This window comes from Delftia sp. RIT313, from assembly GCF_000632165.1.
In the GTDB taxonomy this organism is placed as follows: domain Bacteria; phylum Pseudomonadota; class Gammaproteobacteria; order Burkholderiales; family Burkholderiaceae_C; genus Comamonas; species Comamonas acidovorans.
In genome coordinates this window covers 58,358-85,302 of the sequence record NZ_JFYT01000079.1, presented here as the reverse complement: position 1 = coordinate 85,302, position 26,945 = coordinate 58,358, and the positions used below count along the sequence as shown (strand labels likewise).

Annotated in this window: 30 protein-coding genes; 18 read left to right on the top strand and 12 right to left on the bottom strand. The window is 67.2% G+C overall.

Going from position 1 to position 26,945, the window contains the following annotated elements; translation table 11 throughout:
* The first annotated feature begins 72 nt into the window (after positions 1–72).
* The gene (locus BW39_RS23980; protein ID WP_013803947.1) at positions 73–843 is read left to right on the top strand and encodes an SDR family oxidoreductase; all 771 of its coding nucleotides are present in this window, start codon (positions 73–75) and stop codon (positions 841–843) included.
* Positions 844–861: 18 nt separating this feature from the next.
* On the opposite strand, the gene BW39_RS23985 is transcribed toward BW39_RS23980, so the two are convergent.
* The gene (locus BW39_RS23985; protein WP_016454133.1) at positions 862–1,869 is read right to left on the bottom strand and encodes an AraC family transcriptional regulator; all 1,008 of its coding nucleotides are present in this window, start codon (positions 1,867–1,869) and stop codon (positions 862–864) included.
* Positions 1,870–2,061: 192 nt separating this feature from the next.
* Between BW39_RS23985 and BW39_RS23990 the strand changes: the two genes are divergently transcribed.
* From BW39_RS23990 to cutA, 8 genes are all read left to right on the top strand, one after another.
* On the top strand, positions 2,062–2,853 hold the full coding sequence (locus BW39_RS23990; RefSeq protein WP_043824618.1) for an SDR family oxidoreductase: 792 nt from the start codon (positions 2,062–2,064) through the stop codon (positions 2,851–2,853).
* Between the two features lie 36 nt (positions 2,854–2,889).
* Positions 2,890–4,185 carry a styrene monooxygenase/indole monooxygenase family protein gene (locus tag BW39_RS23995; protein WP_043824616.1) on the top strand — a complete coding sequence of 432 codons (1,296 nt, stop codon included), beginning with the start codon at positions 2,890–2,892 and terminating at the stop codon, positions 4,183–4,185.
* Between the two features lie 14 nt (positions 4,186–4,199).
* Positions 4,200–4,727, top strand: a complete 528-nt coding sequence (locus tag BW39_RS24000) for a flavin reductase family protein (RefSeq protein ID WP_043824614.1) — start codon at positions 4,200–4,202, stop codon at positions 4,725–4,727.
* A gap of 59 nt (positions 4,728–4,786) precedes the next feature.
* Positions 4,787–6,022, top strand: a complete 1,236-nt coding sequence (locus BW39_RS24005) for a dienelactone hydrolase family protein (protein WP_016449084.1) — start codon at positions 4,787–4,789, stop codon at positions 6,020–6,022.
* 162 nt (positions 6,023–6,184) lie between these two features.
* Positions 6,185–6,730, top strand: a complete 546-nt coding sequence (locus BW39_RS24010; RefSeq protein WP_043824612.1) for a MarR family winged helix-turn-helix transcriptional regulator — start codon at positions 6,185–6,187, stop codon at positions 6,728–6,730.
* A 31-nt stretch (positions 6,731–6,761) separates the two neighbouring features.
* Complete coding sequence (locus tag BW39_RS24015) at positions 6,762–7,520, top strand: class II aldolase/adducin family protein (protein WP_016454137.1); 759 nt, start codon at positions 6,762–6,764, stop codon at positions 7,518–7,520.
* 18 nt (positions 7,521–7,538) lie between these two features.
* Positions 7,539–8,564: a 2-dehydropantoate 2-reductase gene (locus tag BW39_RS24020; RefSeq protein WP_017404218.1), complete on the top strand. Its 1,026-nt coding sequence runs from the start codon at positions 7,539–7,541 to the stop codon at positions 8,562–8,564.
* A gap of 52 nt (positions 8,565–8,616) precedes the next feature.
* Positions 8,617–9,015, top strand: coding sequence for a divalent-cation tolerance protein CutA (cutA, locus tag BW39_RS24025; protein WP_043824611.1), 399 nt, complete (start codon positions 8,617–8,619; stop codon positions 9,013–9,015).
* Here the strand turns inward: cutA and BW39_RS24030 are convergent.
* Together BW39_RS24030 and ftsY are read right to left on the bottom strand one after the other, a co-directional pair.
* A complete protein-coding gene (locus BW39_RS24030) occupies positions 9,002–9,991 on the bottom strand; it encodes a Bug family tripartite tricarboxylate transporter substrate binding protein (protein WP_043824609.1) in 990 nt (329 codons plus the stop codon). The two genes, cutA and BW39_RS24030, sit on opposite strands and share 14 nt — an antisense overlap.
* Before the next feature lie 237 nt (positions 9,992–10,228).
* A complete protein-coding gene (ftsY, locus tag BW39_RS24035) occupies positions 10,229–11,449 on the bottom strand; it encodes a signal recognition particle-docking protein FtsY (protein ID WP_043824607.1) in 1,221 nt (406 codons plus the stop codon).
* 28 nt (positions 11,450–11,477) lie between these two features.
* Here ftsY and BW39_RS24040 point away from each other — a divergent pair, with 28 nt between their 5' ends.
* From BW39_RS24040 to coaD, 4 genes are all read left to right on the top strand, one after another.
* On the top strand, positions 11,478–12,956 hold the full coding sequence (locus BW39_RS24040; RefSeq protein ID WP_013803936.1) for a M16 family metallopeptidase: 1,479 nt from the start codon (positions 11,478–11,480) through the stop codon (positions 12,954–12,956).
* Positions 12,957–12,982: 26 nt separating this feature from the next.
* Positions 12,983–14,344 (top strand): M16 family metallopeptidase, encoded by a 1,362-nt coding sequence (locus BW39_RS24045; RefSeq protein WP_043824606.1) that lies wholly within the window; start codon positions 12,983–12,985, stop codon positions 14,342–14,344.
* Positions 14,341–15,051: a 16S rRNA (guanine(966)-N(2))-methyltransferase RsmD gene (gene rsmD, locus BW39_RS24050; RefSeq protein WP_012203729.1), complete on the top strand. Its 711-nt coding sequence runs from the start codon at positions 14,341–14,343 to the stop codon at positions 15,049–15,051. The genes BW39_RS24045 and rsmD overlap by 4 nt, the downstream gene beginning before the upstream one ends.
* A 131-nt stretch (positions 15,052–15,182) precedes the next feature.
* The gene (gene coaD / locus BW39_RS24055; RefSeq protein ID WP_013803934.1) at positions 15,183–15,683 is read left to right on the top strand and encodes a pantetheine-phosphate adenylyltransferase; all 501 of its coding nucleotides are present in this window, start codon (positions 15,183–15,185) and stop codon (positions 15,681–15,683) included.
* 117 nt (positions 15,684–15,800) lie between these two features.
* Here the strand turns inward: coaD and BW39_RS24060 are convergent, their stop codons facing one another.
* The 5 genes from BW39_RS24060 to BW39_RS24080 form a co-directional block, all read right to left on the bottom strand.
* Positions 15,801–16,922 (bottom strand): zinc-binding metallopeptidase family protein, encoded by a 1,122-nt coding sequence (locus tag BW39_RS24060; RefSeq protein WP_043824679.1) that lies wholly within the window; start codon positions 16,920–16,922, stop codon positions 15,801–15,803.
* A 172-nt stretch (positions 16,923–17,094) separates the two neighbouring features.
* Positions 17,095–17,415, bottom strand: a complete 321-nt coding sequence (locus BW39_RS24065) for a BON domain-containing protein (RefSeq protein WP_013803932.1) — start codon at positions 17,413–17,415, stop codon at positions 17,095–17,097.
* Between the two features lie 72 nt (positions 17,416–17,487).
* Positions 17,488–17,877, bottom strand: a complete 390-nt coding sequence (locus tag BW39_RS24070; protein WP_013803931.1) for a hypothetical protein — start codon at positions 17,875–17,877, stop codon at positions 17,488–17,490.
* Positions 17,878–17,988: 111 nt separating this feature from the next.
* Positions 17,989–18,150 (bottom strand): DUF1328 domain-containing protein, encoded by a 162-nt coding sequence (locus tag BW39_RS30625; RefSeq protein WP_013803930.1) that lies wholly within the window; start codon positions 18,148–18,150, stop codon positions 17,989–17,991.
* Positions 18,151–18,425: 275 nt separating this feature from the next.
* Complete coding sequence (locus BW39_RS24080) at positions 18,426–19,805, bottom strand: sensor histidine kinase (protein ID WP_043824604.1); 1,380 nt, start codon at positions 19,803–19,805, stop codon at positions 18,426–18,428.
* A gap of 143 nt (positions 19,806–19,948) precedes the next feature.
* Here BW39_RS24080 and BW39_RS24085 point away from each other — a divergent pair, with 143 nt between their 5' ends.
* Positions 19,949–20,581, top strand: a complete 633-nt coding sequence (locus BW39_RS24085) for a response regulator (protein ID WP_012203736.1) — start codon at positions 19,949–19,951, stop codon at positions 20,579–20,581.
* Positions 20,582–20,669: 88 nt separating this feature from the next.
* Here the strand turns inward: BW39_RS24085 and BW39_RS24090 are convergent, their stop codons facing one another.
* The 4 genes from BW39_RS24090 to gpmA all read right to left on the bottom strand — a co-directional run bounded on the left by BW39_RS24090 (position 20,670) and on the right by gpmA (position 24,318).
* Positions 20,670–21,068, bottom strand: a complete 399-nt coding sequence (locus tag BW39_RS24090) for a response regulator (protein WP_013803928.1) — start codon at positions 21,066–21,068, stop codon at positions 20,670–20,672.
* 119 nt (positions 21,069–21,187) lie between these two features.
* On the bottom strand, positions 21,188–21,940 hold the full coding sequence (locus tag BW39_RS24095; protein WP_012203738.1) for a HesA/MoeB/ThiF family protein: 753 nt from the start codon (positions 21,938–21,940) through the stop codon (positions 21,188–21,190).
* Between the two features lie 76 nt (positions 21,941–22,016).
* The gene (locus BW39_RS24100; protein ID WP_013803927.1) at positions 22,017–23,453 is read right to left on the bottom strand and encodes a S41 family peptidase; all 1,437 of its coding nucleotides are present in this window, start codon (positions 23,451–23,453) and stop codon (positions 22,017–22,019) included.
* Between the two features lie 121 nt (positions 23,454–23,574).
* Positions 23,575–24,318, bottom strand: coding sequence for a 2,3-diphosphoglycerate-dependent phosphoglycerate mutase (gene gpmA, locus BW39_RS24105; protein WP_012203740.1), 744 nt, complete (start codon positions 24,316–24,318; stop codon positions 23,575–23,577).
* A 98-nt stretch (positions 24,319–24,416) separates the two neighbouring features.
* Here gpmA and BW39_RS24110 point away from each other — a divergent pair, with 98 nt between their 5' ends.
* From BW39_RS24110 to BW39_RS24125, 4 genes are all read left to right on the top strand, one after another.
* The gene (locus tag BW39_RS24110) at positions 24,417–24,824 is read left to right on the top strand and encodes a rhodanese-like domain-containing protein (RefSeq protein ID WP_013803926.1); all 408 of its coding nucleotides are present in this window, start codon (positions 24,417–24,419) and stop codon (positions 24,822–24,824) included.
* An 88-nt stretch (positions 24,825–24,912) separates the two neighbouring features.
* Positions 24,913–25,170, top strand: a complete 258-nt coding sequence (grxC, locus tag BW39_RS24115) for a glutaredoxin 3 (RefSeq protein WP_034390758.1) — start codon at positions 24,913–24,915, stop codon at positions 25,168–25,170.
* 129 nt (positions 25,171–25,299) lie between these two features.
* Positions 25,300–25,755, top strand: coding sequence for a protein-export chaperone SecB (gene secB / locus BW39_RS24120; protein WP_013803924.1), 456 nt, complete (start codon positions 25,300–25,302; stop codon positions 25,753–25,755).
* A 120-nt stretch (positions 25,756–25,875) separates the two neighbouring features.
* Positions 25,876–26,886: an NAD(P)H-dependent glycerol-3-phosphate dehydrogenase gene (locus tag BW39_RS24125; RefSeq protein ID WP_013803923.1), complete on the top strand. Its 1,011-nt coding sequence runs from the start codon at positions 25,876–25,878 to the stop codon at positions 26,884–26,886.
* The last annotated feature ends 59 nt before the right edge of the window (positions 26,887–26,945 follow it).

Sequence of the window (26,945 nt, the reverse complement as noted above, 5' to 3'; positions counted from 1 at the left end):
AATGCAGCGGCGCCGCCCGCCACCGGTGCGCGGGCGGCGGCTGCAACACATGCACTACAGGATGGACAAGCAATGGAGATGAAGAACGCAAAGACGGCCGTGGTCACGGGCGGAGGAACCGGCGTGGGCAAGGCCGTGGCGCTGGCCCTGGCGGGCGCCGGCTACCAGGTGGTGGTGGCAGGCCGCCGCCAGGCGCCGCTGGATGAGACCTGCGCCGAGGCCCAGGCAAAGTACGGCGCAGGAGAGCGCATGCTGGGCATTGCCACCGATGTCAGCGACCCGGCTGCCGTGGAGCAGCTGTTCGCGCGCACGGTGCAGCGCTTCGGTCGCGTGGACCTGCTGTTCAACAACGCGGGCCGGGGCAATCCGCCTGGCTCCTTCCTGGACTGGACGCCCGAGCAGTGGCGCGAGGTGGTCGATGTCAACCTCAACGGCATGTTCTATTGCCTGCAGCAGGCGTTTCGCACCATGCGCGACCAGTCGCCGCGCGGCGGCCGCATCATCAACAACGGCTCCATCTCCGCGCATGCGCCGCGCCCCAATTCCAGCGCCTACACGGCCACCAAGCATGCCGTCATGGGCCTGACCAAGACCGCTGCGCTTGACGGCCGTGCCTACGACATCGCCGTGGGCCAGATCGACATTGGCAATGCCATGACCGAGCTGGCATCGCGCATGGCCAAGGGCGTGCCCCAGGCCAATGGCGAGATCGCGGTGGAGCCGCTGATCGACGCGGATGTGGTGGGCCAGTCCGTGCTCTACATGGCCAGCCTGCCGCTGGAGGCCAATGTGCTGTTCCACACGGTGATGGCCACCAAGATGCCCTTCGTGGGCCGGGGCTGAAACGGCAAAGGCAGGCCCTCAGGCCTGCACGCGGCGGCTCGCCGTCTCGGACGGGAGCTCGCCGAAGCGGCTGCGGTACTGGGCCGCGAAGTGGCCCAGGTGCAGGAAGCCGTATTTCTGCGCCACGTCGCGCACGCCGGATCCGGCTGCGACGCCCGGGCCCTTGGCTGCCTGGAGTTCGGCGCGCACCCGGTCCAGCCGCAGCTGGCGCAGGAAATCCATGGGCCCCATGCCCGCGTGCTGGCGGAAGGCGGCCTGCAGCGTGCGCGCGCTGCAGCCGGCCTCGCGGCAGACATCGGCCAGCGACAGGGGCTGGTCGGCATGGGCCTGCATGTACTCCTGGGCCTTGCGCACGCCGCGCGGCAGCAAACTGCGTCGGCTGTCCCCGGCCAGTGCGCGGCTGTGGCTGTGCGTGGCCGACATCAGCAGGCTGGTCAGCAGGTATTCCTCCGCATGCTGGGCCAGTGCCTGCGTGGCCTGCAGGGCGTTGCCCGCATCCAGCGTGTGCCGCAGGCAGTCGATGAAATGCACCAGCGGTGCCAGCGCCGGCTGGTCCAGCGGCACGCCCAGATCGAACACCAGGGGCCGGCCTGCGGGCGCCTGCAGCAGCGCCTCCAGCCGCGCCACCAGGGCCGGGCGGGCCATGCGCACGATCAGGTGCGGGCTGTCGTCGGCCCAGCGCATGGACAGCGGCTCGGTCGGCGAGGGCAGGGAGGCCAGGCGCGGCGTGGCATCCACCTGCTGCGCGCCGCAGCGGATCTCGGCACTGCCGCGCAGGGGAATCTGCAGCAGGAAGAAGTCCCGCAGGTAGCCGGGCTCGATGTGCACGCCGGGACCGTACTGCACATAGTTCAGGCTGACGTTGCGGGAAAGCGGCGCGCTGTGGTGGCAGGCGTCCAGCTCGGCGCGCGGGCGCAGCATGCCCAGGCCATGCGGACAGAAGACGCGCGCCACGCTTTCGCGGGCCTCGTCCATGTCGTGGCTCTCGAAAAGCCGGTAGCGCTGCAGCGGCAGCGGTGTGTGCATGGCGTGTTCCATAGGCTGGGCAGAACGTAGCAAAAACCACCCGCTCCCACAATTCGGACCATTCCCCGGGAGCCAATTTCTGCGCGCCAGGGACAGCGCCTGCGCTTGCCGGATGCCTGCGCGGCCCGGCCCCCCGTAACGTGTGCTGCACAGGCCAGCCCGGCCTGGCATCCACACGGGAGAACAAGCGTCATGTTCAAGGGACTCGAAGGCAAAAGCGCCATCGTCACCGGCGGCTCCACCCTGATAGGCGCCGGCGTGGTGCGTGCGCTGCACGCGGCCGGCGTGAAGGTGGTCATTGCCGACATCGATGCCGACAACGGCCAGGTGCTGGCCGATGCGCTGGGCGAGGGCGCGCTTTTCGTGCGCACCGACATCACCGACGACGCGCAGGTCGCCGCCTGCGTTCAGCAGGCATGCAGCCGGCACGGCGGCGTGCACATCCTGGTCAACCTGGCCTGCTCCTATGTGGATGAGGGCATGCAGTCGCCGCGTGCCGACTGGCTGGCCTCGTTCAACGTGAACGTGGCCAGCGCCGTGGCCATGCTGCAGGCCGTGCACCCGCACATGGTGGCTGCCGGTGGCGGGGCCGTGGTGAACTTCACCAGCATCTCCTCCGAGGCCGCGCAGACGGGGCGCTGGCTCTACCCGGCCAGCAAGGCGGCCATGAAGCAGCTCACGCGCAGCATGGCCATGGACCTGGCGGCCGATGGCATCCGCGTCAACAGCGTCTGTCCGGGCTGGACCTGGTCGGCGGTGATGGACCGGCTCAGTGGCGGCGACCGCGCCAAGACCGACCGCGTGGCCGCGCCCTTTCACCTGCTGGGCCGCGTGGGTGATCCGCACGAGGTGGCGCAGGTGGTGCTGTTCCTGTGCTCGGACCATGCCAGCTTCGTGACCGGCGCCGACTACGCGGTGGACGGCGGCTACGGCGCCATGGGGCCTGAGCGCGCCGTGGCCGCCATTCCCCAATTGATGGACTAGTACGCAGTACGGACACGGAGCCGCAAGGAGACAGCCATGAAGAAAATCGCCATCGTCGGAGCCGGCCAGTCGGGCCTGCAACTGGGCCTGGGCCTGCTGGCCGCGGGCCATCAGGTCACGATACTGAGCAACCGCACGGCGCAGGACATCGCCCAGGGCCGGGTCATGTCCAGCCAGTGCATGTTCGACAGCGCGCTGCAGATAGAGCGCGGCCTGGGCCTGGACCGCTGGTCGCGCGAATGCCCGGTGGTCGAGGGCATCAGCCTGTGCGTGCCACAGCCGGCGCAGCAGGGCGGGAAATCGGTCGACAAGGCCATCGACTGGGCGGCGCGTCTGAACGCGGGCGCGCAGTCCGTGGACCAGCGCCTGAAGATCCCCGCATGGATGGACGACTTCCGCCGCCAGGGCGGCGAGCTGGTGCTCAAGGACGCGGGCATCGCCGAGCTGGAGGAATGCACGCGCAGCCATGACCTGACCCTGGTCGCCAGCGGCAAGGGCGAGATATCGAGGCTGTTCGAGCGCGATGCCCACCGCTCGCGCTTCGACCAGCCCCAGCGCGCGCTGGCGCTGACCTATGTGACGGGCATGAAGCCGCGCGAGCCGTTCTCCGCCGTGTCCTTCAACCTGCTGCCGGGCGTGGGCGAGTACTTCGTGTTCCCGGCGCTGACGACCACGGGGCCCTGCGAGATCATGGTGTTCGAGGGCGTGCCCGGCGGCCCCATGGACTGCTGGGGCGATGTGAAGACACCGGAGCAGCACCTGGAGCGCAGCCGCTGGATCCTCGACACCTTCGTGCCCTGGGAGGCCGAGCGCTGCCGCGACATTGCGCTGACCGATGACAACGGCATCCTCGCGGGCCGCTTCGCCCCCACGGTGCGCAAGCCCGTGGCCACGCTGCCGTCAGGACGCAAGGTGCTGGGCATGGGCGACGTGGTGGTGCTCAACGACCCCATCACGGGCCAGGGCTCCAACAACGCGGCCAAGTGCGCCGACACCTATCTGCGCAGCATCCTGGCGCGCAGCAATGGTGACGGCCATGGTGACGGAAATGGCGCATTCGACGCCGCCTGGATGCAGCAGACCTTCGACCGCTACTGGTTCGGCTATGCGCAATGGGTCACGCAGTGGACCAACATGCTGCTGGCGCCACCGCCACCCCATGTGCTCAAGCTGCTGGCCAGCGCGGGCACGCTGGCACCGCTGGCCAGCGCCTTTGCCAACGGCTTCGATGACCCGCGCACCTTCTTCCCCTGGTTCGCGGACGCGGGCGAGGCGGACCACTACATCGACAGCTGCGCGGCCATCGCCGCCATGGCAGCCGTCCCCGCCTAGCCGCAGAGGCCGCCATGAGCACATGCGACACCCCGGCCGCCGCCCCGGCCTGCTCCTTCGATCCGCGCGAGCTGCGCAAGGCCTTCGGCCAGTTCACCACGGGCGTGACCGTCATCACCACGCGCGCGCCGGACGGGCGGCGCGTGGGCATGACGGCCAACTCGTTCTCCTCGGTCTCGCTGGACCCGCCGCTGGTGCTGTGGAGCCTGGCGCGCCAGGCGCCCAGCGTCTGCGATTTCCAGGGCGCCAGCCACTTCGCCATCCACGTGCTGGCTGCGGGCCAGCACCTTCTGTCGCGGCGCTTTTCCACGCCGCAGCAAGACAAGTTCGGCGGCCTGGACTGCGCGGAAGGCCCGGCCGGCGTGCCCCTGATCGATGGCGTGCTGGCCCGCTTCGTTTGCCGCAACGTCCGGCAATACGATGGCGGCGACCACCTCATCTTCATCGGCCAGGTCGAGCGCTGCGAACGCTTCGATGGCGAGCCCCTGGCCTTTCACGCGGGCTACTATCAGGTGACGGTGCGGCACCCCGAATGCGTATGACGGGTCATGAAAAAAGCGGCACCGCAGCTTTCCCCACCCTTTGAAACGGAGACAGACCCATGCAGCAGAAAGAACCCCCGGCAAGCCGCCATGTGCGCATCAACGCGCTGGACGGCAGCGGCAGCTTCAACGCCTACCTGGCCGTGCCGGCCTCGGGCAGCGGCCCCGGCCTGGTGCTGGCGCAGGAGATCTTCGGCGTCAACGCCACCATGCGCGAGGTGGCCGACTACTACGCCGAAGAAGGCTACGTGGTGCTGGTGCCCGACCTGTTCTGGCGCCAGCAGCCCGATGTGGAACTGGGCTACACGCCGGCGGACTGGGAGCGCGCCTTCGGCTTCTACAAGGGATTCGACGAGGCCCTGGGCGTGCAGGACATCCAGGCCTGCCTGAACGCCTTGCGCCAGCGCCCTGAGGTCACGGACGGCAAGGCCGGCGTGCTGGGCTTTTGCCTGGGCGGCAAGCTGGCCTACCTGGCCGCCTGCCGCACCGATGCCGATGCGGTGGTCGGCTACTACGGCGTGGGCATCGAGGCGGCGCTGGACGAGGCCGAGCGCATCCGCTGCCCGCTCACCCTGCATGTGGCCGAGCTCGACGCCTTCTGCCCGCCCGAGGCGCGCCAGCGCATCGTCCAGGCGCTGGGCGGGCGTCCCGGCGTGGCCGTGCATGTCTATCCGGGCGTGGACCATGCCTTCGCGCGCAAGGGCGGCGACCATTTCCACCGCGCCTCGGCCCTGATGGCGCACGAACGCAGCATTGCCACGCTCAAGTCCGCCATCGGCCCGCACTTCGACCTGGCCGCGCTGTGGGACAAGCACTGCGAGTACGAGTTCGCCACGCGCAACGTGGACGACACCATGGCCACCATGGTGGCCGAGCCCTATGTGAACCACATCCCGACCATGACCGGCGGCGTGGGCTTCAGCAACCTGCACGCCTTCTATACGAACCACTTCGTCAACAGCAATCCGCCCGACACATCGCTGACGCCGATTTCACGCACGGTGGGGGCCTCGCAGGTGGTGGACGAGATGCTGTTCTGCTTCACGCACACCACCGAGATCCCGTGGATGCTGCCCGGCGTGCGTCCCACGGGGCGGCGCGTGGAGATCCCGCTGCTGGCCGTGGTCAAGTTCCGTGGCGACAAGCTCTACCACGAGCACATCTACTGGGACCAGGCCAGCGTGCTGGTGCAGGTGGGCCTGCTGGACCCGGCGCTGCTGCCCGTGGCGGGCGTGGAGACGGCGCGCAAGCTGCTGGACGAGACACTGCCCTCCAACGAACTGCTCAAGCGCTGAGCGCGGCGCGGGCGCATGGGTTTCACCCTGCGCCCGCTGGCGGCCTGCAGGCCGTCAGGGCTCTCAGGGTTGCCACCAATGTTGATATGTCAACATTGGTGGATCATGCGGCCATCGCAATCGCAATCGCAATCGCCGTCGCCGCCCGGTTCCCTCCGCCCAATGCCCCGCCCACGCACATCCACGATCCCTGCCGCCGATGCCGCCACCGGCCCTGCACCGGACACGCAGGTCTGCAGCCAGACGCTGGCGCTGGAGGACTTCATCACCTTCCGCCTGGGCGCGCTGTCCAATGCGCTGCAGACCCAGGTGACGCGCCACTACATCGCGCCGGCATCGCCCGTGGGGCTGACCGAGTGGCGGCTCATGGGCCAGATCCAGCGCCACGGCGAGCTGCATGCCAGCGCGCTGTCGCGCCTGAGCCTGATGGACAAGGCCCAGATCAGCCGCGCGCTGCAGCCGCTGATCGACCGGGGCTGGGTGCTGCGCCGCGCCGATCCGCAGCACGCGCGCCGCCACCTGCTGCAGCTGAGCGAAGCAGGGCAGGCGCTCTTCGACGAGGTGCTGTCCCGCGCACGCCCCTACCAGGCGGCCCTGCTCAATGCCCTGACGGCCGAGGAGCGCGCCATGCTGGACCGCATCCTGGACAAGCTGGGCCGTGCCTCCCAAGCGCTGGACCAGGGGCTGGACCAGGGGCTGGATGCCTGATTTCCCCACGACCCACCTCAGAACCCACACCATGAATTGCTCCATGCACCCTGATGAGCGGGCCGCCCGCATCGAACTGGCCGCCTGCTACCGCGTCTTCGCCATGCTGGGCTGGGACGAACTGATCTACAACCACATCACGGTGCGCCTGCCCGACAGCGTGACGGGCGGTGAAAAGCAGTTCCTGATCAACCCCTTCGGCCTGCACTACGAAGAGGTCACGGCCAGCAACCTGGTGCGCATCAATGTGCGCGGCGAGGTGCTGGACGGCTCGCGGCATCCGGTCAACCCGGCCGGCTTCGTCGTGCATGCGGCCATCCACGACGGACTGCCGGGCGCGCACTGCGTGATGCACACGCACACCACCTCGGGCATGGGCGTGGCCTGCCTGGAGCAGGGCCTGTCGCAAAGCAACTTCTACAGCGCCCAGCTGCACGGCATGGTGGCCTACCATGACTTCGAGGGCATCACCATCCATGCCGACGAAGGGCCGCGCCTGCTGGCCAGCATCGGCCACCGCAAGGCCGTGATCCTGCGCAACCATGGCCTGCTCAGCTGGGGCAGCGACCTTCCCCAGGCCTTCGTGGTGCTGTGGACGCTGCAGCGCGCCTGCGACGTGCAGATGGCCACCCTGTCCATGGGCGCGCCGCGCATGGTCTCCGACGCCATGGCCCAGCGCTGCAACGAGGACTCGCTGACCTTCAACGACAGCCACGGCGGTGCCCGCGATGTGTTCGACCACCTGGTGCGCCGCGTGAACCGGCGCGACAGCAGCTATCTCGATCTTTGAACCCGGAGCTTCCCGCGCATGACCATGGAACAGACAAGCATTTCATTCGACAAGGCCTGCATCTTCGGCGCCGGCGCCATCGGCGGCTGGATGGGCGCGGCCCTGGCCCGCGCCGGCTGCCAGCTCAGCGCCGTGGCGCGCGGCGCCGCGCTGCAGGCCCTGCGCACCCAGGGCCTGACCCTGGTGCACGGCGAGCAGCGCGAGCACTTTGCGCTGCGTGCCGAACAGGACCCGGCCGCCCTGGGCGTGCAGGACCTGGTCATCATCTCCGTCAAGGCGCCGGGCATGCCCGATGTGGCCGAGCGCATCGCCCCGCTGATCGGTCCGCAGACCGTGGTGCTCACGGCCATGAACGGCGTGCCCTGGTGGTTCCTGCACGGCGGTGTCGATGCCAGCGTGCGCGGCAAGCAGCTGAAAGCCGTGGACCCTGAAGGCCGCATTGCGCAAGCCATCCCGCTGGGTCAGGTGCTGGGCTCCGTGGTCCATGCCAGCTGCTCCAACGATGCGCCCGGCGTGGTGCGCCGGCACTTCGGCAACAGCCTGATCCTGGGCGAGCCTCTGGCCACAGGGCCCGGCCAGCCGCCCACGCCGCGCCTGGCGGCACTGGCCCAACTGCTGCAGCGTGGCGGCATCGAGGCCAAGGTCTCCGACAACATCCAGCGCGACGCCTGGTACAAGCTCTGGGGCAACATGACCGTCAACCCCGTCAGCGCGCTGACGGGTGCCACCTCGGACCGCATCCTGGGCGACGACCTGGTGCGCGGCCTGATCACGCGCGTGATGCTGGAGGCCAAGGAAATCGGCGCGCGCATCGGCCTGCCCATCAACGAATCGCCCGAAGACCGCCATGCGGTCACGCTCAAGCTGGGCGCCTTCAAGACCTCCATGCTGCAGGACGTGGAAGCGGGCAAGCCTGTGGAGCTCGACGCCCTCGTGGGCGCGGTGCGCGAAATGGGCCAGCTGTGCGGCGTGGACACGCCCTTCACCGATGCGCTGCTGGGCCTGGCGCGGTTGCAGGCACGGCAAAAGGGGCTGATGGCCTGACGCCGCAAAGGCCAGTACCGGCCTGCAGCGCGCAACCGTAGACTACGCCTCCATGACTTCCGCCAAGAACCCCGCCTCGCCCTGGTCCACGCTGTGCGTGGTGGCCACCACCGTCCCCAGCGCCGAGGAGGCCGCCCATCTGGCGCGCAGCCTGGTGCAGCAGCAGGCCGCGGCCTGCGTGCAGGTGGAGCCCATCACCTCGCACTATGTGTGGGAGGGCGAGATGCACGCCACGCCCGAGTGGCGGCTGGTCTGCAAGACCCTGCCCGACGTGCTGGAGCGCCTGGCCCGGCTGCTGCGCGCCGGCCACAGCTACAGCGTGCCGCAGATCACCATGCGCACCGAGCGCTGCATGGCCGACTATGCGCAGTGGCTGCGCTCCCAGGTCTCGACCCGGGACGTGGCGGACACTGCAGAAAGGGCCGCCGCGCCCCGCATCACTGCGGCGTGACGTTGGCGGCCTTGATCACGGGCACCCAGGTCGCTGTCTCCTTGCGGATCAGCTCGCCGAAGGCGCTGCCCGTGACCACCCACGGCTCGATCCCCTGCAGGTCCAGCTGCCTGACCACGGCCGGCGTGTTGAAGATCTCCTGAATATCCTTTTCCAGCTGCCTGAGCACGGCCGGCGGCGTCTTCTTTGGCGCCATCACGCCGTACCAGGACGAGATGGCGATGCCCGGCACGCCCGCCTGGGCCAGCGTGGGCACATCAGGCAGGTACTTGCTGCGGGCCGGGTCGGTCACGGCCAGCGCACGCAGCTTGCCCGACTGCACATGCGGCAGCAGCGCGGGCACATTGCCCACGATCATCGGCACCGTGCCGCCCAGCACATCGTTGAGGCCGGGCGCCGTGCCCTTGTAGGCCACGTGCAGGATGTCGGCGCCGGTCTGCTGCTTGAACAGCTCACCGGCCAGATGCAGGCTGGAGCCCACGCCGGGCGAGGCATAGCTGATGGTGGCCGGCCTGGCCTTGGACAGGGCCACCAGCTCCTGCACCGTTTTGGCGGGCACGCCAGGGTGCACGGCGATCACATTGGCCGCCTTGGCCAGCGAGGCCACGGGCGCGAAGTCCGCCTCCACGCTGTAGCCGGGCCTGGCCAGCAGCGTGGGATTGATGGTCAGGTTGCCCTGGGGCACGACCAGCAGCGTATGGCCGTCCGCCGCGGCACGCTTGACCATGTCGATGCCGATATTGCCGTTGGCCCCGGGCTTGTTCTCCACCACCGAGGTCTGCTTGTAGCGCTCGGCCAATCCCGTGGACAGCAGGCGGGCCAGCGCATCGACCGGGCCGCCGGGCGGAAAGGGCGCGACGATGGTGAAAGGCTTGGCGGCCAGCTGCTGCTGCGCGGCGGCATCCTGGGCCAGGGCGCTCTGGCATGCGGCTGCTGCCAGCAGGGCGGCAGCGCCGAGCAAGGTGGGGGCTTTCATGGGGAACTCCGGGGAACAAGGCAAGGCAGGTACAAGCAAAAGAAATGCCTGAGGGCTATCGATTGTTTCTTATATAAAACAACGTTCTTCTTATAAATCAATGCAAGCATAAAACCTGCGGCTTGATTCGAATCAAGGGAAAACCCTTGCCTGCATGCCTGGGCCTTCGCTGCGCTCGCATGCCCATGAAAAAAGGAGCGCAGCGCGCTCCTTCGGGTGGTGGTGTGCCGGGTGGCCTCAGGACAGCAGCGCCTGCGCGAATTCCCGGGCGTTGAAGGTTTCCAGGTCCTCGACCTTTTCGCCCACGCCGATGAAGTACACGGGGATCGGCCGTTCCTGGGCAATGGCAGCCAGCACGCCGCCTTTGGCCGTGCCGTCGAGCTTGGTGACGATCAGGCCCGTGAGCTGCAGCGCATCGTCGAAGGCGCGCACCTGGGCCAGCGCGTTCTGGCCGGTGTTGCCGTCGATGACCAGCAGCACCTCATGGGGCGCCGTGGCGTCGGCCTTGCTGACCACGCGGCGGATCTTGCGCAGCTCTTCCATCAGGTGCAGCTGGGTGGGCAGGCGTCCTGCCGTGTCCACCAGCACCACATCCTTCTTGCGCGCGCGGCCGGCGGTGACGGCGTCAAAGCTCACGGCCGCAGGATCGCCCCCTTCCTGGCTGACGATCTCCACCGTGTTGCGGTTGGCCCAGACGCCAAGCTGCTCGCGCGCGGCGGCGCGGAAGGTGTCGGCGGCGGCCAGCAGCACGCTCTGGCCTTCATCGGCCAGGTGGCGGGTCAGCTTGCCGATGGAGGTGGTCTTGCCCGCGCCGTTGACGCCAGCCACCATGATCACGGTGGGCTGGTGCTCACCGATGACCAGCGGCTTTTCCAGCGGGCGCAGCAGGTCGGCCAGGGCATCGGCCAGCAGCGCCTTGACGGCGGCGGGGTCGGTGGCCTTGGCCTCCTTGACGCGGCGGCGCAGGTCGGCGAGCAGGTGCTCGGTGGCCTTGACGCCGGTGTCGGCCATCAGCAGGGCGTCTTCCAGTTCCTCGTACAGCGCATCGTTGATCTGCGTGCCCGTGAAGACCGTGGCAATGCTGCTGCCGGTCTTGCGCAGGCCGGTCTTGAGGCGCTGCATCCAGTTCTGGCGGCTGGCACCTTCGGCCTCGGGCTTGGCCGTGGGCTCGGGCGCGGCAATGAAGTCCGCAGGCGCGATGGTGGACGCGGGTGCAGCAGCTGGGGCAGGCGGGTTTTCGGGGGGCGCGGCATCGCCCTTGCCGCCGCCAAAGGGCTTGCGCCACCAGGCACTGCCGGTGTCGGCGGCCGGCGCTGCTGGCGGGGCCGGTGGCAGGGCCGGGGGGGTGTCCTGCGGTGGGGTTGCGGGAATGCCGGCCTTTTCAGGCGCGGCGCTGCTGTCCGCCGGGGAAATCTCGGCGGCGGAGGGGGTGGGCTTTTTCTTGAAAAAACTGAACATCGGCAGGTTCTTAGAATCACAGCATTCTATGAAACATGCACTCACCCTCCTGGGCTTAATGGCCTGCATGGGCACCGGGGCTGCTTTGGCAGCCCCGGATGCATCCTCTTCCATCCCTTCATCGCTGCTGCAGACGGTGGCCAGCCAGGCCGCCGGCGGCACGCGCACCGCCACTTCGGCACAGCAATTCACCTTGAAGAACGGCATGCAGCTCATCGTGCAGCCCGACCGGCGCGCGCCCACGGCCGTGCACATGGTCTGGGTGCGCGTGGGCTCCGTGGACGAGGTCGATGGCACCTCGGGCGTGGCCCACGCGCTCGAACACATGATGTTCAAGGGCTCGCGCAAGGTGGCTCCCGGCGAGTTCTCGCGCCGCGTGGCCGCGCTGGGCGGCCAGGAGAACGCCTTCACCAGCCGCGACTACACGGGCTACTACCAGCAGATTCCGTCCAGCCGCCTGGAAGACGTGATGAAGCTCGAATCCGACCGCTTCGCCAACAACCACTGGCCCGACAGCGAGTTCAAGAAAGAGATCGAGGTCATCAAGGAAGAGCGCCGCATGCGCACCGAGGACCAGCCGCGCGCCGTGCTCATGGAGCAGTTGATGGCGGCGACCTTCGTGGCCTCGCCCTACCACCGCCCCGTGATCGGCTGGATGAGCGACCTGGACGCGCTGACGCCCGGCGACGTGCGCGACTTCCACGGCCGCTGGTATGTGCCCGGCAATGCCACCATCGTCATTGCCGGCGATGTGGACGTGGCCAAGGTCCGCGCCTGGGCCGAGAAGTACTACGGCAGCATTCCCGCACGCGCCCTGCCGGTGCGCAAGCCGCGCACCGAGCCCGCGCAGATCGGCATCCGCCGCATCGAGGTCAAGCAGCCGGCCGAGCAGGCCCTGGTGGCCCTGGCCTTCCGCGCGCCCTCGCTGACGCGCGTCAGCGACCTGCAGGCCGATGACCGGGATGCGCTGGCGCTGCTGGTTCTGTCGGCCGTGCTGGACGGCTATGACGGCGCCCGCCTGGAGCGCGCCCTGGTGCAGGGCGAAGGCCGCGTGGCCGACGGCGCGGGCAGCTCCATGTCCCTCATGGGCCGTGGCCCCGGCCTGTTCATGCTGACGGGCGTGCCCGCCACGGGCAAGACCGCCGCCGAGGTCGAGGCGGCGTTGCGCGCCGAAGTGGCCAAGGTCGCCAAGGATGGTGTGGAGCCCGCCGAGCTGGAGCGCGTGAAGACGCAGTGGATGGCCTCCAATGTCTACGAGCGCGATTCGGTCATGGGCCAGGCCCAGAGCCTGGGCAATTACTGGATACAGGGCATGCCGCTGGATGCGGAAGACCAGCTGCTGACCCAGCTGCGCACCATCACGCCCGATGACGTCAAGCGTGTGGCTGCCAAGTACTTTGGCGATGACCAGCTCACGGTGGGCACCCTGGTGCCGCAACCCCTGCCCGAAGGCGGCAAGCCCCGTCGCCCCGATGCGGGTGCCGGCATCGGCGGACCCCTGCATTGATGCCCCCGAAGCACGCTGGAGTGAAGATGAAGAACATGAAAAAAATGGTGGCCAGCACGGTGCTGGCAGGCGTGGGCCTGGGCTTTGGTGCCACGTCCGCATGGGCCCTGCTGCCCATCCAGCACTGGACCCAGCCCAGCGGGGCGCAGGTCTGGCTGGTGGACAGCCCGGGCATTCCCATGGTCGATGTGCAGATGGACTTCGATGCCGGCAGCCGGCGCGATCCCGCCAACCAGGTCGGCCTGGCCAGCGCCGTGGCGCTGATGGCCTCCAAGGGCGTGACCGCCCAGGGCGATGCGCCTGCGCTGGACGAGAACGGCCTGGGCCAGGCCTGGGCCGATCTGGGTGCCAGCTTTGGCGCCCAGGCGGGCCGCGACAGCTTCAGCTACGGGCTGCGCTCCCTGACCGAGCCTGCGCTGCTGCAGCGCGCCGTGGCGCTGGCGGCGCGCCAGATCGCCAACCCCAGCTGGCCGCAGGACGTGTGGCTGCGCGAGCGTGAGCGCTGGACTGCGGCCATCAAGGAATCGGACACGCGCCCCGGCACGGTGGCCGGCAAGGCCCTGAGCCAGGGCGTGTTCGGCACCCATCCCTACGGCGCGCGCGCCACGGGCGAGAGCCTCGCGCACATCGACCTGTCCGACATGCAGTCCTTCCACCGCCGCCTGATCGCGGCCTGCCGCGCCAAGGTCAGCATCGTCGGTGCGGTCAGCCGTGAACAGGCCGACCAGCTGGTGCAGCAACTGCTGGCTCCGCTGCAGGCGGCGCAGGGCCAGGACGCCAGTGCCTGCGCGCCTCTGCCCGACGTGCCCAAGGTGCAGGCGCTCAAGGCGCCGGTCAACGAGAACATCCCCTTCGCCTCGGCCCAGGCGCAGGTGCTGATCGCCCAGCCCGGCATTGCACGCAACAGCCCGGACTTCATGGCCGTGCTGGTGGGCAACCACATCCTGGGCGGCGGCGGCTTCACCTCGCGGCTGACCGAGGAAGTGCGCGAAAAGCGCGGCCTGAGCTACAGCGTCTACAGCGACTTCTCGCCGGGTCTGGACGCAGGCGCCTTCACGATCGCCCTGCAGACGCGTCCTGACCAGGCAGCCGAGGCCCTGAAGGTGTCGCAGGACACGCTGCGCCGCTTCGTGGCCGAAGGCCCGACCGAGAAGGAGCTCAAGGCCGCAAAGGACAATCTGATCGGCGGCTTTGCGCTGCGCATCGACAGCAACCGCAAGCTGCTGGGCAATGTGTCCAACATCGCCTGGAACGGCTTGCCGCTGGACTACCTGGAGCACTGGACCGAGCGCGTGCAGGCGCTCACCGTGCGTGATGTGCGCGAGGCCATGCAGCGCATGCTGCAGCCCGAGCGCATGGTGACCGTCGTCGTGGGAGGCAAACAATGAGCCGCAACAGCATCAAAATTCATACCCCTGCCGGCAAGCGCTGGCTGGAAAAGGCCACCGCCGAGGCCGCAGCACCCAAGGCAGCTGCCGCAGCACCGGCTGCCGCCAAGGCGAAAGCCGGACGGCCGGCGCCGGTGGGCGCGGGCGAGGTCCGCATCATCGGCGGCCAATGGCGCCGCACGCGGCTGCCCGTGGCGCAGCACCCGGGCCTGCGGCCCACGCCGGATCGCGTGCGCGAGACCCTGTTCAACTGGCTGGGCCAGGACCTGACGGGCTGGCACTGCCTGGATGCCTTCGCGGGCACGGGCGCGCTGGGCTTCGAGGCCGCATCGCGCGGCGCGACCAATGTGCTGATGAACGAGCAGGACGCCACCCTGGTCCAGCAGTTGCAGCGCCTGCGCGAGCGCCTGGACGCCCAGTCCGTGCGCGTGCTGCGCGGCGATGGCATCGGCTGCCTGCGCCAGGTGGCGCCGGGCACGCTGGACCTGGTGCTGATCGATCCGCCGTTCGACCATGCCGATCTGTTCGAGCCTGCGCTGAAGGCCGCCGCACAGGCGGTGTCCGCCACGGGCTATGTCTATCTGGAGGCGCCCCAGGCCTGGACCGAGGAGCAACTGGCCGAGGCCGGTGGCCTGCAGCTGTTCCGCCATCTGAAGGCCGGCGCCGTCCACGCCCATCTGCTGCGCAAGGCGCCGCAGGACGAGTAAAGGGCGCTGCGGCGGCCGCGTTCCCTGGCAGGAGCGCGGCTGTCGCACAGCCGACCGGCCATGCTGCAGCGCAATGCATAATGCGCCATCCGTGCCGGACAGGGCACGCGCAGCCAATGAAAGCGACCGCCATGAGCCACGACGTGATTGCCGTCTATCCCGGAACTTTCGATCCGATCACGCTGGGTCATGAAGACGTGGTGCGCCGCGCGACCCAGCTGTTCAGCCACGTCATCGTCGCCGTGGCGGCGGGCCACCACAAGAAGACCATGTTCAATCTTGAGGAGCGCATGCAGATGGTGCGCGAGGCCGTGTCCATCTATCCCCATGTCCAGGTCGAGAGCTTTCATGGCCTGCTGCGCGACTTCGTGGTCGAGCGCGGCGGCAAGGCCATGGTGCGCGGCCTGCGTGCGGTCACCGACTTCGACTACGAGTTCCAGCTTGCCGGCATGAACCGCACGCTGATGCCCGAGGTGGAGACCGTCTTCCTCACGCCCAGCGACCGCTACCAGTTCATCAGCAGCACCTTCGTGCGCGAGATCGCCACGCTGGATGGCGAGATCGACAAGTTCGTCTCTCCCAGCGTGCGTACCCGCCTTCTGCAGAAGGTGCAGGCCAATCGTGGGTCGTGATCGCACCGCCTGATCGCACGACCTGGTCGCACGCCTTGATCCCGCTTCCTGATGCCCTGACCCCCTGGCTGTCCTGAGGCCCGGCAAGGGCGGCCAGGACCCTCTCGAAGTTTCTTCTTAGAAGGCAGCCTGCCGCGTGGCGCTCGCATTCACGGCGGCGTGCACGAATTCCAGCTTGCGCCTGGCCCCGGCCGAAAGGGCGAACGGATAGGCATCGCCATGGCCCAGGCTGCGGTTGAGGCTGTTGGTCAGCAGCGTCAGCGGCACCCACTGGTCCAGCATGGTGCCGAAGTCCGGCCGTGCATGGACCGCGAAAGGGTCCTGCACGCACAGCGCGGGCTGCGTGACCGAGCCTGTACTTGTCCCTGAGCCTCCAGGCATGGTGATGCAGGTGCCATAGCTGGCCGCAGTCTCCAGCAGATCCACCATGTGCAGGTAATGGGCCCAGCTTTCGGCCCAGTCTTCCCACGGGTGGGAGGTGGCATAGGCGCTGACGAAGTTGTCGCGCCACTGCTCATCCATCGGGTCGCGCGCATAGTAGTTCTGCAGGGCCTGGCCATAGTCCTGGCGCTCGTCGCCGAACAGGCGGCGGAATTCCTCGATACGGCCCGCGCCCACCACCAGCCTGTCCCAGAAGAAGTGGCCGGATTCATGGCGCAGATGGCCCACCAGCGTCCTGTAGGGCTCGTGCAGTGCCTGGCGGCGCCGGGCACGCTCGGCATCGTCGGCCTCCACCACGTTCAGCGTGATGGTGCCGTTGGCATGGCCGGTCATCACGGGCGCCTGCCCCGGCAGGTCGGCCAGCAGCTCGAAGCGCGGCCCGTCCTCTCCAGGCCGGGGACCCAGGCCCAGGCGGGCCAGCGTGTAGAACAGCTGGCGCTTGGCGGCCTCGATCCGGGTCCAGCGCAGCGCATTGGACGGGTCTGACAGATCGGGCAGCCAGCGTGTCTGGCGGCAGGACTCGCACAGCGCATGGGGATCGTCTGCGGGCAGGGCGAAGTTGCACTGTCCCACGGGACCCCGGTGGCTGCACATCTTGTAGAGCCGGCCTGGCGGCTTGCCGCTCGTCAGCGAGGACAGGCTCTCCCACAGCACGCTGTCCCGCGTGCCGGAAACCGGGCGCAGGCAGGCCACATGCAGTCGCTCGGGCAGGAAGGCCAGGGTGGCGCCGCAGTGCACGCATTGAACGCTGTCGAAGAAGACCGGGTGGCCACAGGCATCGCAGTTGAAGACTCGCATGTCGGTCACTTTACGCCGTATGTCCGGCGCACGGTGGAAAGGGGTCGTACCTGCCGTCGGCTGCAATGGTCGGCAATCCTCGCGGCGGACCGTGCGGCAGTTGGAGCCCTGGATGAAAAAAGGCCGGAAGTCTCCGGCCTTGTACTTGGATCAGCCCCCGCAGGGGCCTGCATCAGGGACGAACCACGATGCTGTTGCGCACTTCACGCACGTTCTTGGTGGTGCGGGCGATCTCGGCGGCGCGGGCCTTTTCCGATTCGGACTTGGCAAAGCCCGACAGCTGCACCGTGCCGTTCAGGGTCTCGACGCTGATGGAAGTGGCCGAGACGCTCTTGTCCTCTGCCATCTTGGCCTTCACCGCAGTGGTGATGCCGGCGTCATCCACATACGAACCCACGGACTGCTGGTCGCGGGCCACGGAGCAGGCGGTGGTACCGAGCACGGTGGCACCGGCGACGAGAGCGAAAGCGATGGCACGGGTGTACTTTTGCATGATCAGTTCTTTCCTGGACAAGAAGATTGAGAGTAACGGTACTCGAGGGAACTCAGGGGACTCGGCGGCAGCTCACTTGCGCGAGCGGGAACTCATGAAGAACGCGGTGGCCAGGGCAGCGCCCGTAGCTGCAGCCAGCAGGATGGAGCGGCCAGGCTGTTCGATGACGTAGCGCGTGGTGGCTTCCGTGGCCGATTGCAGCTGGCGGCGGGCGCGGTCGGAGCTGTCGGCGCAGAAGTTGATGCCGCGTGTGGCCAGTTCCTGGGCACGTGCTGCGAGGTCATCGATGACGGGGTTCAGTTCACGCTCGATGGACTGCACACCTTCCTCGGCCTTGTCCAGCGCATTCGCTGCAGTGCGGCGTGTGGTGTTGACGGCTTCCTTGGCGGCATCCGCGACATCCTGGGCAACGTCCTTGGCGGTATCGGCGGCTTTGTTCACGGCTTTCTCGGCTTGGCTCATTGGTTCTATCTCCTCAAAACTGGCATGAATACGAAAGGCGGTCGGGCTGCCGGGCTGGCTGCCCGCAGGAAGCGGGCTTGGGCTGGCAGGGGGATGAAGGCGGCGCCGCCGCTACTTCTTGATCAGGCTCATCACAAAGGTGACGACAGCCATGATCACGAAAATATAGAACAGGATCTTGGCGATGCCTACAGCACCTGCCGCAATACCACCAAAACCGAATATGGCGGCTACCAGGGCGATGACGAAGAACACGATGGCGTAGTGCAGCATGTAAAACTCCTTGGGTTGTTCGTTTCCAAGAAACGGCACGGGGCGGATGGGCCAAGTGCTGTTTGCATGGGTTCGACTGTACTGAGCCGCCAAAGGTGTATCTGACGGTGGCCGGCGTGGCATGGCGTCAGGGTTAGGCGGGGGGGTGGTGTAGGAATGCTCCGGCTGCACAGGGCTTGCAGCCGCCGCTGGCTGCAACCATCCAGGAGTGCACATGAAAAAAAGCCCCTGGCGCGTGGGCGCGCAGGGGCTTTTGCATGGCGGGTGCTGCCGCTTCAGGCGGTGGCGACCGTACCGCCGCTTTTGTCCGTGGAGATCGGCGCCAGCGGGATGACGGCGGAGATTGCCGTGCCCTTGCCCAGTTCGGACGAGACGGTCAGACGGCCGCCTGCGGCCTCCACGCGGTGGCGCATGCCGGCCAGCCCGTGGGAGTTGGGGCGCATGGCCGAGGTCTCGAAGCCTTCGCCGTCGTCCTGGATCTGCACCGTCACATAGGTCGGATAGTTGTGCACGGAGACCAGGACATGGCTGGCCTTGGCATATTTGCCGATGTTGGTCAGCGACTCCTGGACGATGCGGTAGACCGTGAGTTGGGTGGATTCCGGCAGCTCCACCTGCTCCAGGTTGGCCGTGACTTCGATGCCGCTGCGCTCGCCGAACTCGCGCGCCAGGATTTCCAGCGCCGTCGTCAGGCCCAGGTTGGACAGGGAAGAGGGGCGCAGGTCCTCGATGATGCGGCGCTTGAGGGCGATGCCGCTGTTGAGCGTCTCCACCAGATGGCTGACGCGTTCGCCCACGTCCGGCGCGCTGAGGTCGATCTTGGATTTGAGGCGCGCCACGTCGAGCTTGGCCGCCGTCAGCAGCGAGCCCAGCTCGTCGTGCAGTTCGCGCGCCAGGTGTCCGCGCTCGTCCTCGCGCACCTGCTGCAAGTGGTTGGCCAGCTCCGTCAGCGTGGCCGTGCGCTCGCGCACCAGGGCTTCGAGGCGGTTGCGCTCGTCGCGCTGGATCTCCTGCTCGCGCTGGTGGGCCTGCTGCAGCGCGTGGGCCTGGCGCAGGTACATGAAGAAGCCCAGCACGCCCAGGGCCGTGACCGTGGCGATGCCTATGCGCGACAGCGACAGCGTGTGCTCGATGTCCTGCAGGTTCTTGGCCGAGCGCTGGTCTATGCCTGACAGCAGCTTGCCCGTGTAGTCGCGGATGGCGTCCATGTTCTCCATGCCCACGTCGGTGAACATGACGAAGCGCCAGGCCTCCTCGTTGCCCTGGCGGTACAGGCGCAGGCTGAGTTCCATCTCGCTCATCTTGCGTTCGACCTGGCGCGCCAGCGGCGTGAAGATCGCCAGCTCCTGCGGGTCGTAGATGAAGATCTGGCGCAGCTCGTCCATGTTGTAGTTGATGGCCGTGATCGCCTTGCTGTAGGGCTCCAGGTAGCGCTCCTCGCCCGTGAGCAGGTAGCCGCGCAGGCCGGTCTCCGCATCCAGCATCAGCCGCAGCAGCTGGCTGATCTCCGAGCGAGTGTTCTGGGTCTGGGTCATGGCCTCCAGCGCCTTGGTGGAGCGCTTGTAGCTGGCCTCGTTAATGCTCACCAGCAGCACGGCCGCGACGATGGCGAATGCCAGGCTGATCGCAATTCTTCGGAAATTTATCCAACGCATAAGCATCCTCTCACCTACAAGATCTTCGCCGATATTCTGCATAATTCGTGTTATCGGCTGCCGGGGCAGTTCCTGCGCCGGCCGTTACCATATATTGTTTGCACGACCAGCGATCCCGCTGGTCCCCCGAAAAAGAGGTATTCATGATCAGAATTGGCATTGTGGACGACCATGCAATTGTGCGCTCGGGCCTGCGTCAGTTTCTCTCGGAACACGTGGACCTGCGTGTAGTCGGTGAGGCCGCCAATGGCCGCGAGGCCATCGATCTGGTGCGTGCCCACGAGATCGACGTGCTGTTGATGGACCTGTCCATGCCGGGCCAAAGCGGTATCGACGCGCTGGCCATGCTGCGCGCCAAGGCGCCGGACATGGGCATCCTGATCCTGAGCGGCTATCCCGAGGAGCACTACGCGATCAACCTGATCCGCCAAGGCGCCAGCGGCTACCTGAACAAGGAATGCGATCCCCAGGAGATTGCCGAAGCGATCCGCACCGTGGCCCTGGGCCGCCGCTACCTGACGCCCGCCGTGGCCGACCTGCTTGCCCAGCAGCTCAACCGCAAGGATGACGCGCCAGCCCATGAACAGCTGTCAGAGCGTGAGTTCCAGGTCTTCCTCAAGCTCGCGCGTGGTGAAACCGCAGGTGATATTGCAAAGTCGCTTTCACTGAGCGTAAAGACGGTCAGCACCTATCGCACGCGACTCATGGAGAAAATGGGATTGTCGTCCAACAGCGATCTGACGTATTACGCACTGAAGAACAGGCTGATCGATTGATTTTCAGTCAATAGAAAATACGGGCTGCACGATTATCAAGTCGTGCAGCCTTTTTCTTTGATGAAAAATCAAATGCAGTGCTTTGGGTTCAGGCTGTTTTGAGTTGGTTGAGTGACGCCGCATCGATATTCATGCAATAGTCCATGAGTGCGTCGATTTCATTGGACTTGTCGAAGACAGCATCCACGCCGAGCTGGGCGCAGCGGCTGCGGATGTCGGGGGTGGCGTAGTTGCTGAGCACCACGATCTTCTGGTGCGGCTGGCGCTCGCGGCAGGCAGTAAGCACACCCAGGCCGCTGCCCTGGCGCAGGAACAGGTCGACGATGGCGAGATCCCATGCGTCGGGGTTCTGCTGAAGCCAGTCCGTCCCCGCGCTCTCCGTCTCCGCGATGCCCACGGCCTCGACATCGGCCAGTTCTTCGAGCGTGGCGATCAGGTTCTCGCGGATCGTAGGGTTGTCTTCAACAAGATAGGTGCGCAATTTCACGGCTGTATCCAATAGGGACGCGGATGGCAATCGGAGTCCGGTGGAGCCCGGCCTCCATTGTCCTGCGCGACAGCGGGCGATTGTGCCAGTGAGGGATCGGCGTGGGGGTCAGCCGATTCCTACGCCTTGTTACCGCAAACGGGACATTCCGGTACACGAGTGGTTTGCATGCTACTCCAATCCAGGCTGCGGCTGTCGAACATGGTCAGGCGGTTTGTTGCAGGCGTGCCAAATCCCGCGATCAGCTTGAGGGCTTCCGCCGCCTGCAGCGTGCCCATGACGCCCACCACGGGCGCGAAGACGCCCATGGTCGAGCACTGCACTTCCTCGAACTGCGCATCGGGCGGGAACACGCAGGCATAGCAGGCGCAGTTCTCGTCGCGCGGGTCCATGACCATGAGCTGGCCGTCCAGCCGGATGGCCGCCCCCGCCACCAGGGGCACCTTGTGTCGCACGCAGGCCGCGTTGATCATGTGGCGCGTGCGGTAATTGTCCGTGCAGTCCAGCACCAGGCTGGCCTGGGGCACGAGCTCGTCGAGCAGCGCGTCGTCGGCGCGCTGCTGGCGGCAGTCGATGCGGATGCCGGGGTTGATGGCGTGCACGGCCGTGCGTATGGATTCCACCTTGGGCTGGCCCACGCGGTCCGTGGTGTGGGCGATCTGGCGCTGCAGGTTGGTCATGTCCACCGCATCGTCGTCCACCAGGGTGATGCGGCCTATGCCGGCCGAGCCCAGGTACAGCGCGGCGGGCGCGCCCAGGCCGCCTGCGCCGATGATGAGCACATGCGCTGCCAGGATGCGCTCCTGGCCCTCGATGCCGATTTCGTCGAGAAGGATGTGGCGCGAGTAGCGCAGCAGTTGATCGTCGTTCATTCGCGTCTCCAGACGTGAAAAAGCCGGGCGCAAGGCCCGGCTTGGTGCAGGCGCGGACCCGCTCCGCGCCGCGCTGTCAGTTTTCCTTCTTCTCGGGCTCGCGCTCGGTCAGGGTCTTGCTGACCATGACGGGCTGGCCCTTGAGGCGGTTGAGCGCCTGCTGCAGCTGGAAGTCCTTTTCGGTGCCGAACTCGGGCAGGCGGCGCTCGGCCGGCGGCTTCTTGGCTTCCTCTTCCAGGCGCTTGCGGGCTTCCTCGCGGGCCTTCTCGCGCACCTCGTCCTTGACCTCGGCACCCTGTCCGCTGGACAGGTGCTTTTCCAGGTCGGCCTCGCGCATGCGCAGGGCGGCGAACAGGTCACCTTCGGGCGTCTCATCCACCATCACGTCGGGCACGATGCCCTTGGCCTGGATGGACTTGCCGCTGGGCGTGTAGTAGCGCGCCGTGGTCAGCTTCAGGCCCGTATCGGGGCCCAGGGGGCGCACGGTCTGCACGGAGCCCTTGCCGAAGGTCTGGCTGCCCATGATGATGGCGCGCTTGTGGTCCTGCAGTGCGCCGGCCACGATCTCGCTGGCCGAGGCCGAGCCTTCGTTGACCAGGACCACCAGCGGCAGCTTCTTGAGCGAGGCCGGCAGGCGCTGCAGCGGGTCTCCCATGCCGCGGCGGGCATAGAAGCTGGGCGATGCCTTGTAGGTTTCCTTGCTCTCGGCCAGTTGGCCGTTGGTGGAGACCACGGTCACATCCGGCGGCAGGAAGGCGGCCGAAATGGCGACGGCAGCGTCCAGCAGGCCACCCGGGTCGTTGCGCAGGTCCAGCACCAGGCCCTTCATGTTGGGGTCCTGCTTGTACAGTTCCTCGACCTTGCGCACGAAATCGTCCACCGTGCGTTCCTGGAACTGGCTCAGGCGGATCCAGCCGTAGCCGGGCTCGATCACCTTGCCCTTGACGGACTGCGTCTTGATTTCTTCGCGCGTGATGGTCACGGGGAAGCTGCGGCTTTCATCCTTGCGCAGGATGGTCAGCTGCACCTTGGTGTTGGGCTCGCCACGCATGCGCTTGACGGCGTCGTTGAGCGACAGGCCCTTGACGGCCGTGTCGTCGATCTTGGTGATCAGGTCGCCGGTCTTGAGGCCGGCGCGGAAGGCGGGGGAGCCTTCGATGGGCGAGACGACCTTGATCAGGCCGTCTTCCTGCGTGATCTCGATGCCCACGCCGACGAAGCGGCCCGAGGTGCCCTCGCGGAATTCCTTGTAGGACTTCTTGTCGAAGTACTGAGAATGCGGATCGAGGCTGGACACCATGCCGGAGATGGCATCGGTGATCAGCTTCTTGTCATCGACCGACTCGACATAGTCGGTCTTGATCAGGCCGAAGACGGCGGACAGCTGCTGGATTTCCTCCAGCGGCAGCGGGGTCATGGCACCGCGGGCCACGGTCTGCAAGGAAACCGTGGTCAGTGCTCCGGCGATTACGCCTACGGAAACCCAGCCGGCAATTTTGATTTTCTGGCCCATATCACCCCTTTAACCGCGTCAATATACACCCGCTTGGAAAGGCAAGCGCCCGCGTGGTTCCCTAAAAACGGCGCAGCAAGCGCAATTTCCGCAGCAGGCGCTCACCTCAAGCGGGCCCGGCTCAGGCCTTGCCCTGTGCGGCCACGGCGGCTGCAGCCTTGGCGGCAGCTTCCGCATCGCCCAGGTAATAGTGGCGAATGGGCTTGAGATTGGCATCCAGCTCATAGACCAGCGGAATGCCATTGGGCACGTTGACGCCGACGATGGCGTCATCCGAGATGCCGTCCAGGTACTTGATCAGCGCGCGGATGGAGTTGCCGTGGGCCGCGACCACGACGCGCTTGCCGGACAGGATGGCGGGCGCGATGGACTCGTTCCAGAACGGCAGCACGCGGGCCACCGTGTCCTTCAGGCATTCGGTCAGCGGCACCTGGCTGGGGTCCAGCTGGGCGTAGCGCACGTCGCTGCGCTCGCTGCGCGGGTCTTGCGGCTCCAGGGCCGGCGGCGGCGTGTCGTAGCTGCGGCGCCACACCAGCACCTGGGCGTCGCCGTATTGCTTGGCCATGTCCGCCTTGTTCAGGCCCTGCAGGCCACCGTAGTGGCGCTCGTTCAGGCGCCAGCTGTGCTGCACGGGCAGCCAGGTGCGGTCCATTTCGTCCAGCGTGTGCCACAGCGTGCGCGTGGCGCGCTTGAGCACGCTGGTGTAGGCCAGGTCGAAGTCATAGCCCTCGGCCTTGAGCAGGCGGCCGGCGTTCTTGGCCTGTTCGACGCCGGTGGCGGTCAGGTCCACATCGGTCCAGCCGGTGAAGCGGTTTTCGAGGTTCCAGGTGGATTCACCGTGGCGGATCAGCACGAGCTTGTACATGGCGGCTTTCTAAGTCTCTCGATGCGACAAAGCTGGGCTGTCGCGGGGGCAAAAGCCAGCATTCTAGAATTGACAGGTTTGCCAACCCAAGGAATGACGTGAAATTCATCATCGATAACTGGTATTTGATCCTGATCGCGCTGGCTTCCGGCGTGATGCTGCTGCTGCCCCTGGTGCGCGGCGCAGGCGGCGGCTCGCTGACGGCGGCGCAGGCCGTGCAACTGATCAACCGCCAAAAGGCCGTGGTCATCGATGTCTGCGAGCCCGAAGAGTACGCGGCCGCCCATGCCAACGGCGCCAAGAATGTGCCGCTGAGCCAGTTCGAGGAAAAGCTGCCCACCACCGTGAAGAACAAGGCGCTGCCGCTGGTGCTGATCTGCACCAAGGGCAACCGCGCCTCCCGTGCCGAAGGCATTGCGAAGAAGCTGGGCTACGAAAAGGCCCAGGCCCTGGCCGGTGGCCTGAAGGCCTGGCGCGATGCCGGCATGCCGGTTGAAAAGGCCTGAGACGCCCCCATTTGACGGCGATGGAAGCCGCTGCTCCGCGCCCCGGGCGCCAGCCGGCGGCACGCCGCAAACTCGAAGAAAGACGCACATGCAAGCCGTGAAGATGTACACCACCGCTGTCTGCCCCTATTGCATCCGGGCCAAGCAGATCCTCAAGTCCAAGGGCGTGGAGCAGATCGAAGAGATCCGCATCGACACCGATCCGGCCGCGCGCGACGTGATGATGCAGAGCACGGGCCGCCGCACGGTGCCCCAGATCTTCATCGGCGACCACCATGTGGGCGGCTGCGACGACCTGATGGCGCTGGATGCCGACGGCGGTCTGGTGCCTCTGCTGCAAAGCTGAAACACGGGCACTGCATAATGCTGGCCCAGGTGCCCGCTGCGCAAGCTCTTGGCAGCGGGCATTTTGTTGGTGATTTTTTTGATGCCCTGGTCACCGCACCAGGGTTTTTTGCCCAGAAAGACTGATTCCATGGCCGAACAGGACACTCCCGTCTTCCAGATCCAGCGCGTCTACCTCAAGGACCTGTCGCTGGAGCAGCCCAATTCGCCCGCCATCCTGCTGGAGCAGGAGCAGCCCAGCGTGGACATCCAGCTTGGCGTCGAGGCGACTCCCGTGGCCGAAGGCATCTACGAAGTGGCCGTGACCGCCACCGTGCAGACCAAGATCCAGGACAAGACCGTGTTCCTGGTCGAGGCCAAGCAGGCCGGCATCTTCGAGATCCGCAACGTGCCCGAAGACCAGATGGGTGGCGTGATCGGCATTGCCTGCCCCCAGATCATCTATCCCTACCTGCGCGGCAACGTGGCTGACGTGGTCACCCGCGCCGGCTTCCCGCCCGTGCACCTGGCCGAGATCAACTTCCAGGCCATGTACGAGCAGCAGCAGGCAGCCGCCCAGGCGGACGGCAACTCGCTGCCGCAGTAAGCCGGTCCATTCCCGGACGATGTGATTTGCGCCCAGGCGCGTCTCATCGCTGTGGTACAAGAAAAGAGGCCCGAGGGCCTCTTTTTTTCATCAACGTCGCTTCTTCAACGTCGAGCAGATATGAACATAGTGGTGATTGGCGCAGGCGCCTGGGGCACGGCGCTGGCGATGAGCGCGGCCTCGCGCGGTGACGGGCGTGTCGTGACCCTTTGGGCGCGCGACGCCGCCCAGGCGCAGGCCATGCACGGCAGCGGCGAGAACGCACGCTACCTGCCTGGCGTGGCACTGCCTGCCGCGCTGCAGGTGGTGCATGGCGAGATCGACGGCCATCTGGCGGCCGCCGACCTGATCGTGATCGGCACGCCCATGGCTGCCCTGCGCGAATGGCTGGGCCGGCTGCAGCATGTGCCCGCACCCGTGGCCTGGCTGTGCAAGGGCTTCGAGGCCGTGCCCGCAGGCGCTTCGGCTGCGGCCCATGGACTGATGGCCCACGAGGTCTGCGCCGAGGTGGCGCCCGATCTGCTGTGCGGCGTGCTCAGCGGCCCCAGCTTCGCGGCCGAGGTGGCACGCCACCAGCCCACGGCCCTGGTGGCGGCCAGCCGCCATGCCCAGGTCAATGACGCCCTGGTGGCCGCCTTCCACGGCGGCGCCATGCGCGTCTATGCCAATGCCGACATCGTGGGCGTGGAGGTGGGCGGCGCCGTGAAGAACGTGCTGGCCATTGCCACCGGCCTGTGCGACGGCCTGCAGCTGGGCCTGAACGCCCGCGCCGCGCTGATCACGCGCGGCCTGGCCGAGATGACGCGTTTGGGCCTGGCCCTGGGCGCGCGCACCGAGACCTTCATGGGCCTGTCGGGCCTGGGCGATCTGGTGCTGACGGCCACGGGCGACCTGTCGCGCAACCGCAAGGTGGGCCTGCTGCTGGCCCAGGGCCGCACGCTGGAGCAGGCCGTGGCCTCGCTGGGCCATGTGGCCGAGGGCGTGTACAGCGCACGCACCGTGCTGGCGCGCGCGCGGCTGCTGAATGTGGAGATGCCCATCACCGAAACCGTGGTCGAGCTGTTGGACGGCCGGCTGCAGGCGGCCGAGGCCGTGCAGCACCTGATGGCGCGCGATCCGCGCGGCGAGTGATTCTTCGGTGTCCATGAAAAATGGCCCACACGCTCCCCTTGCTGCGCAAGGTCTACTGC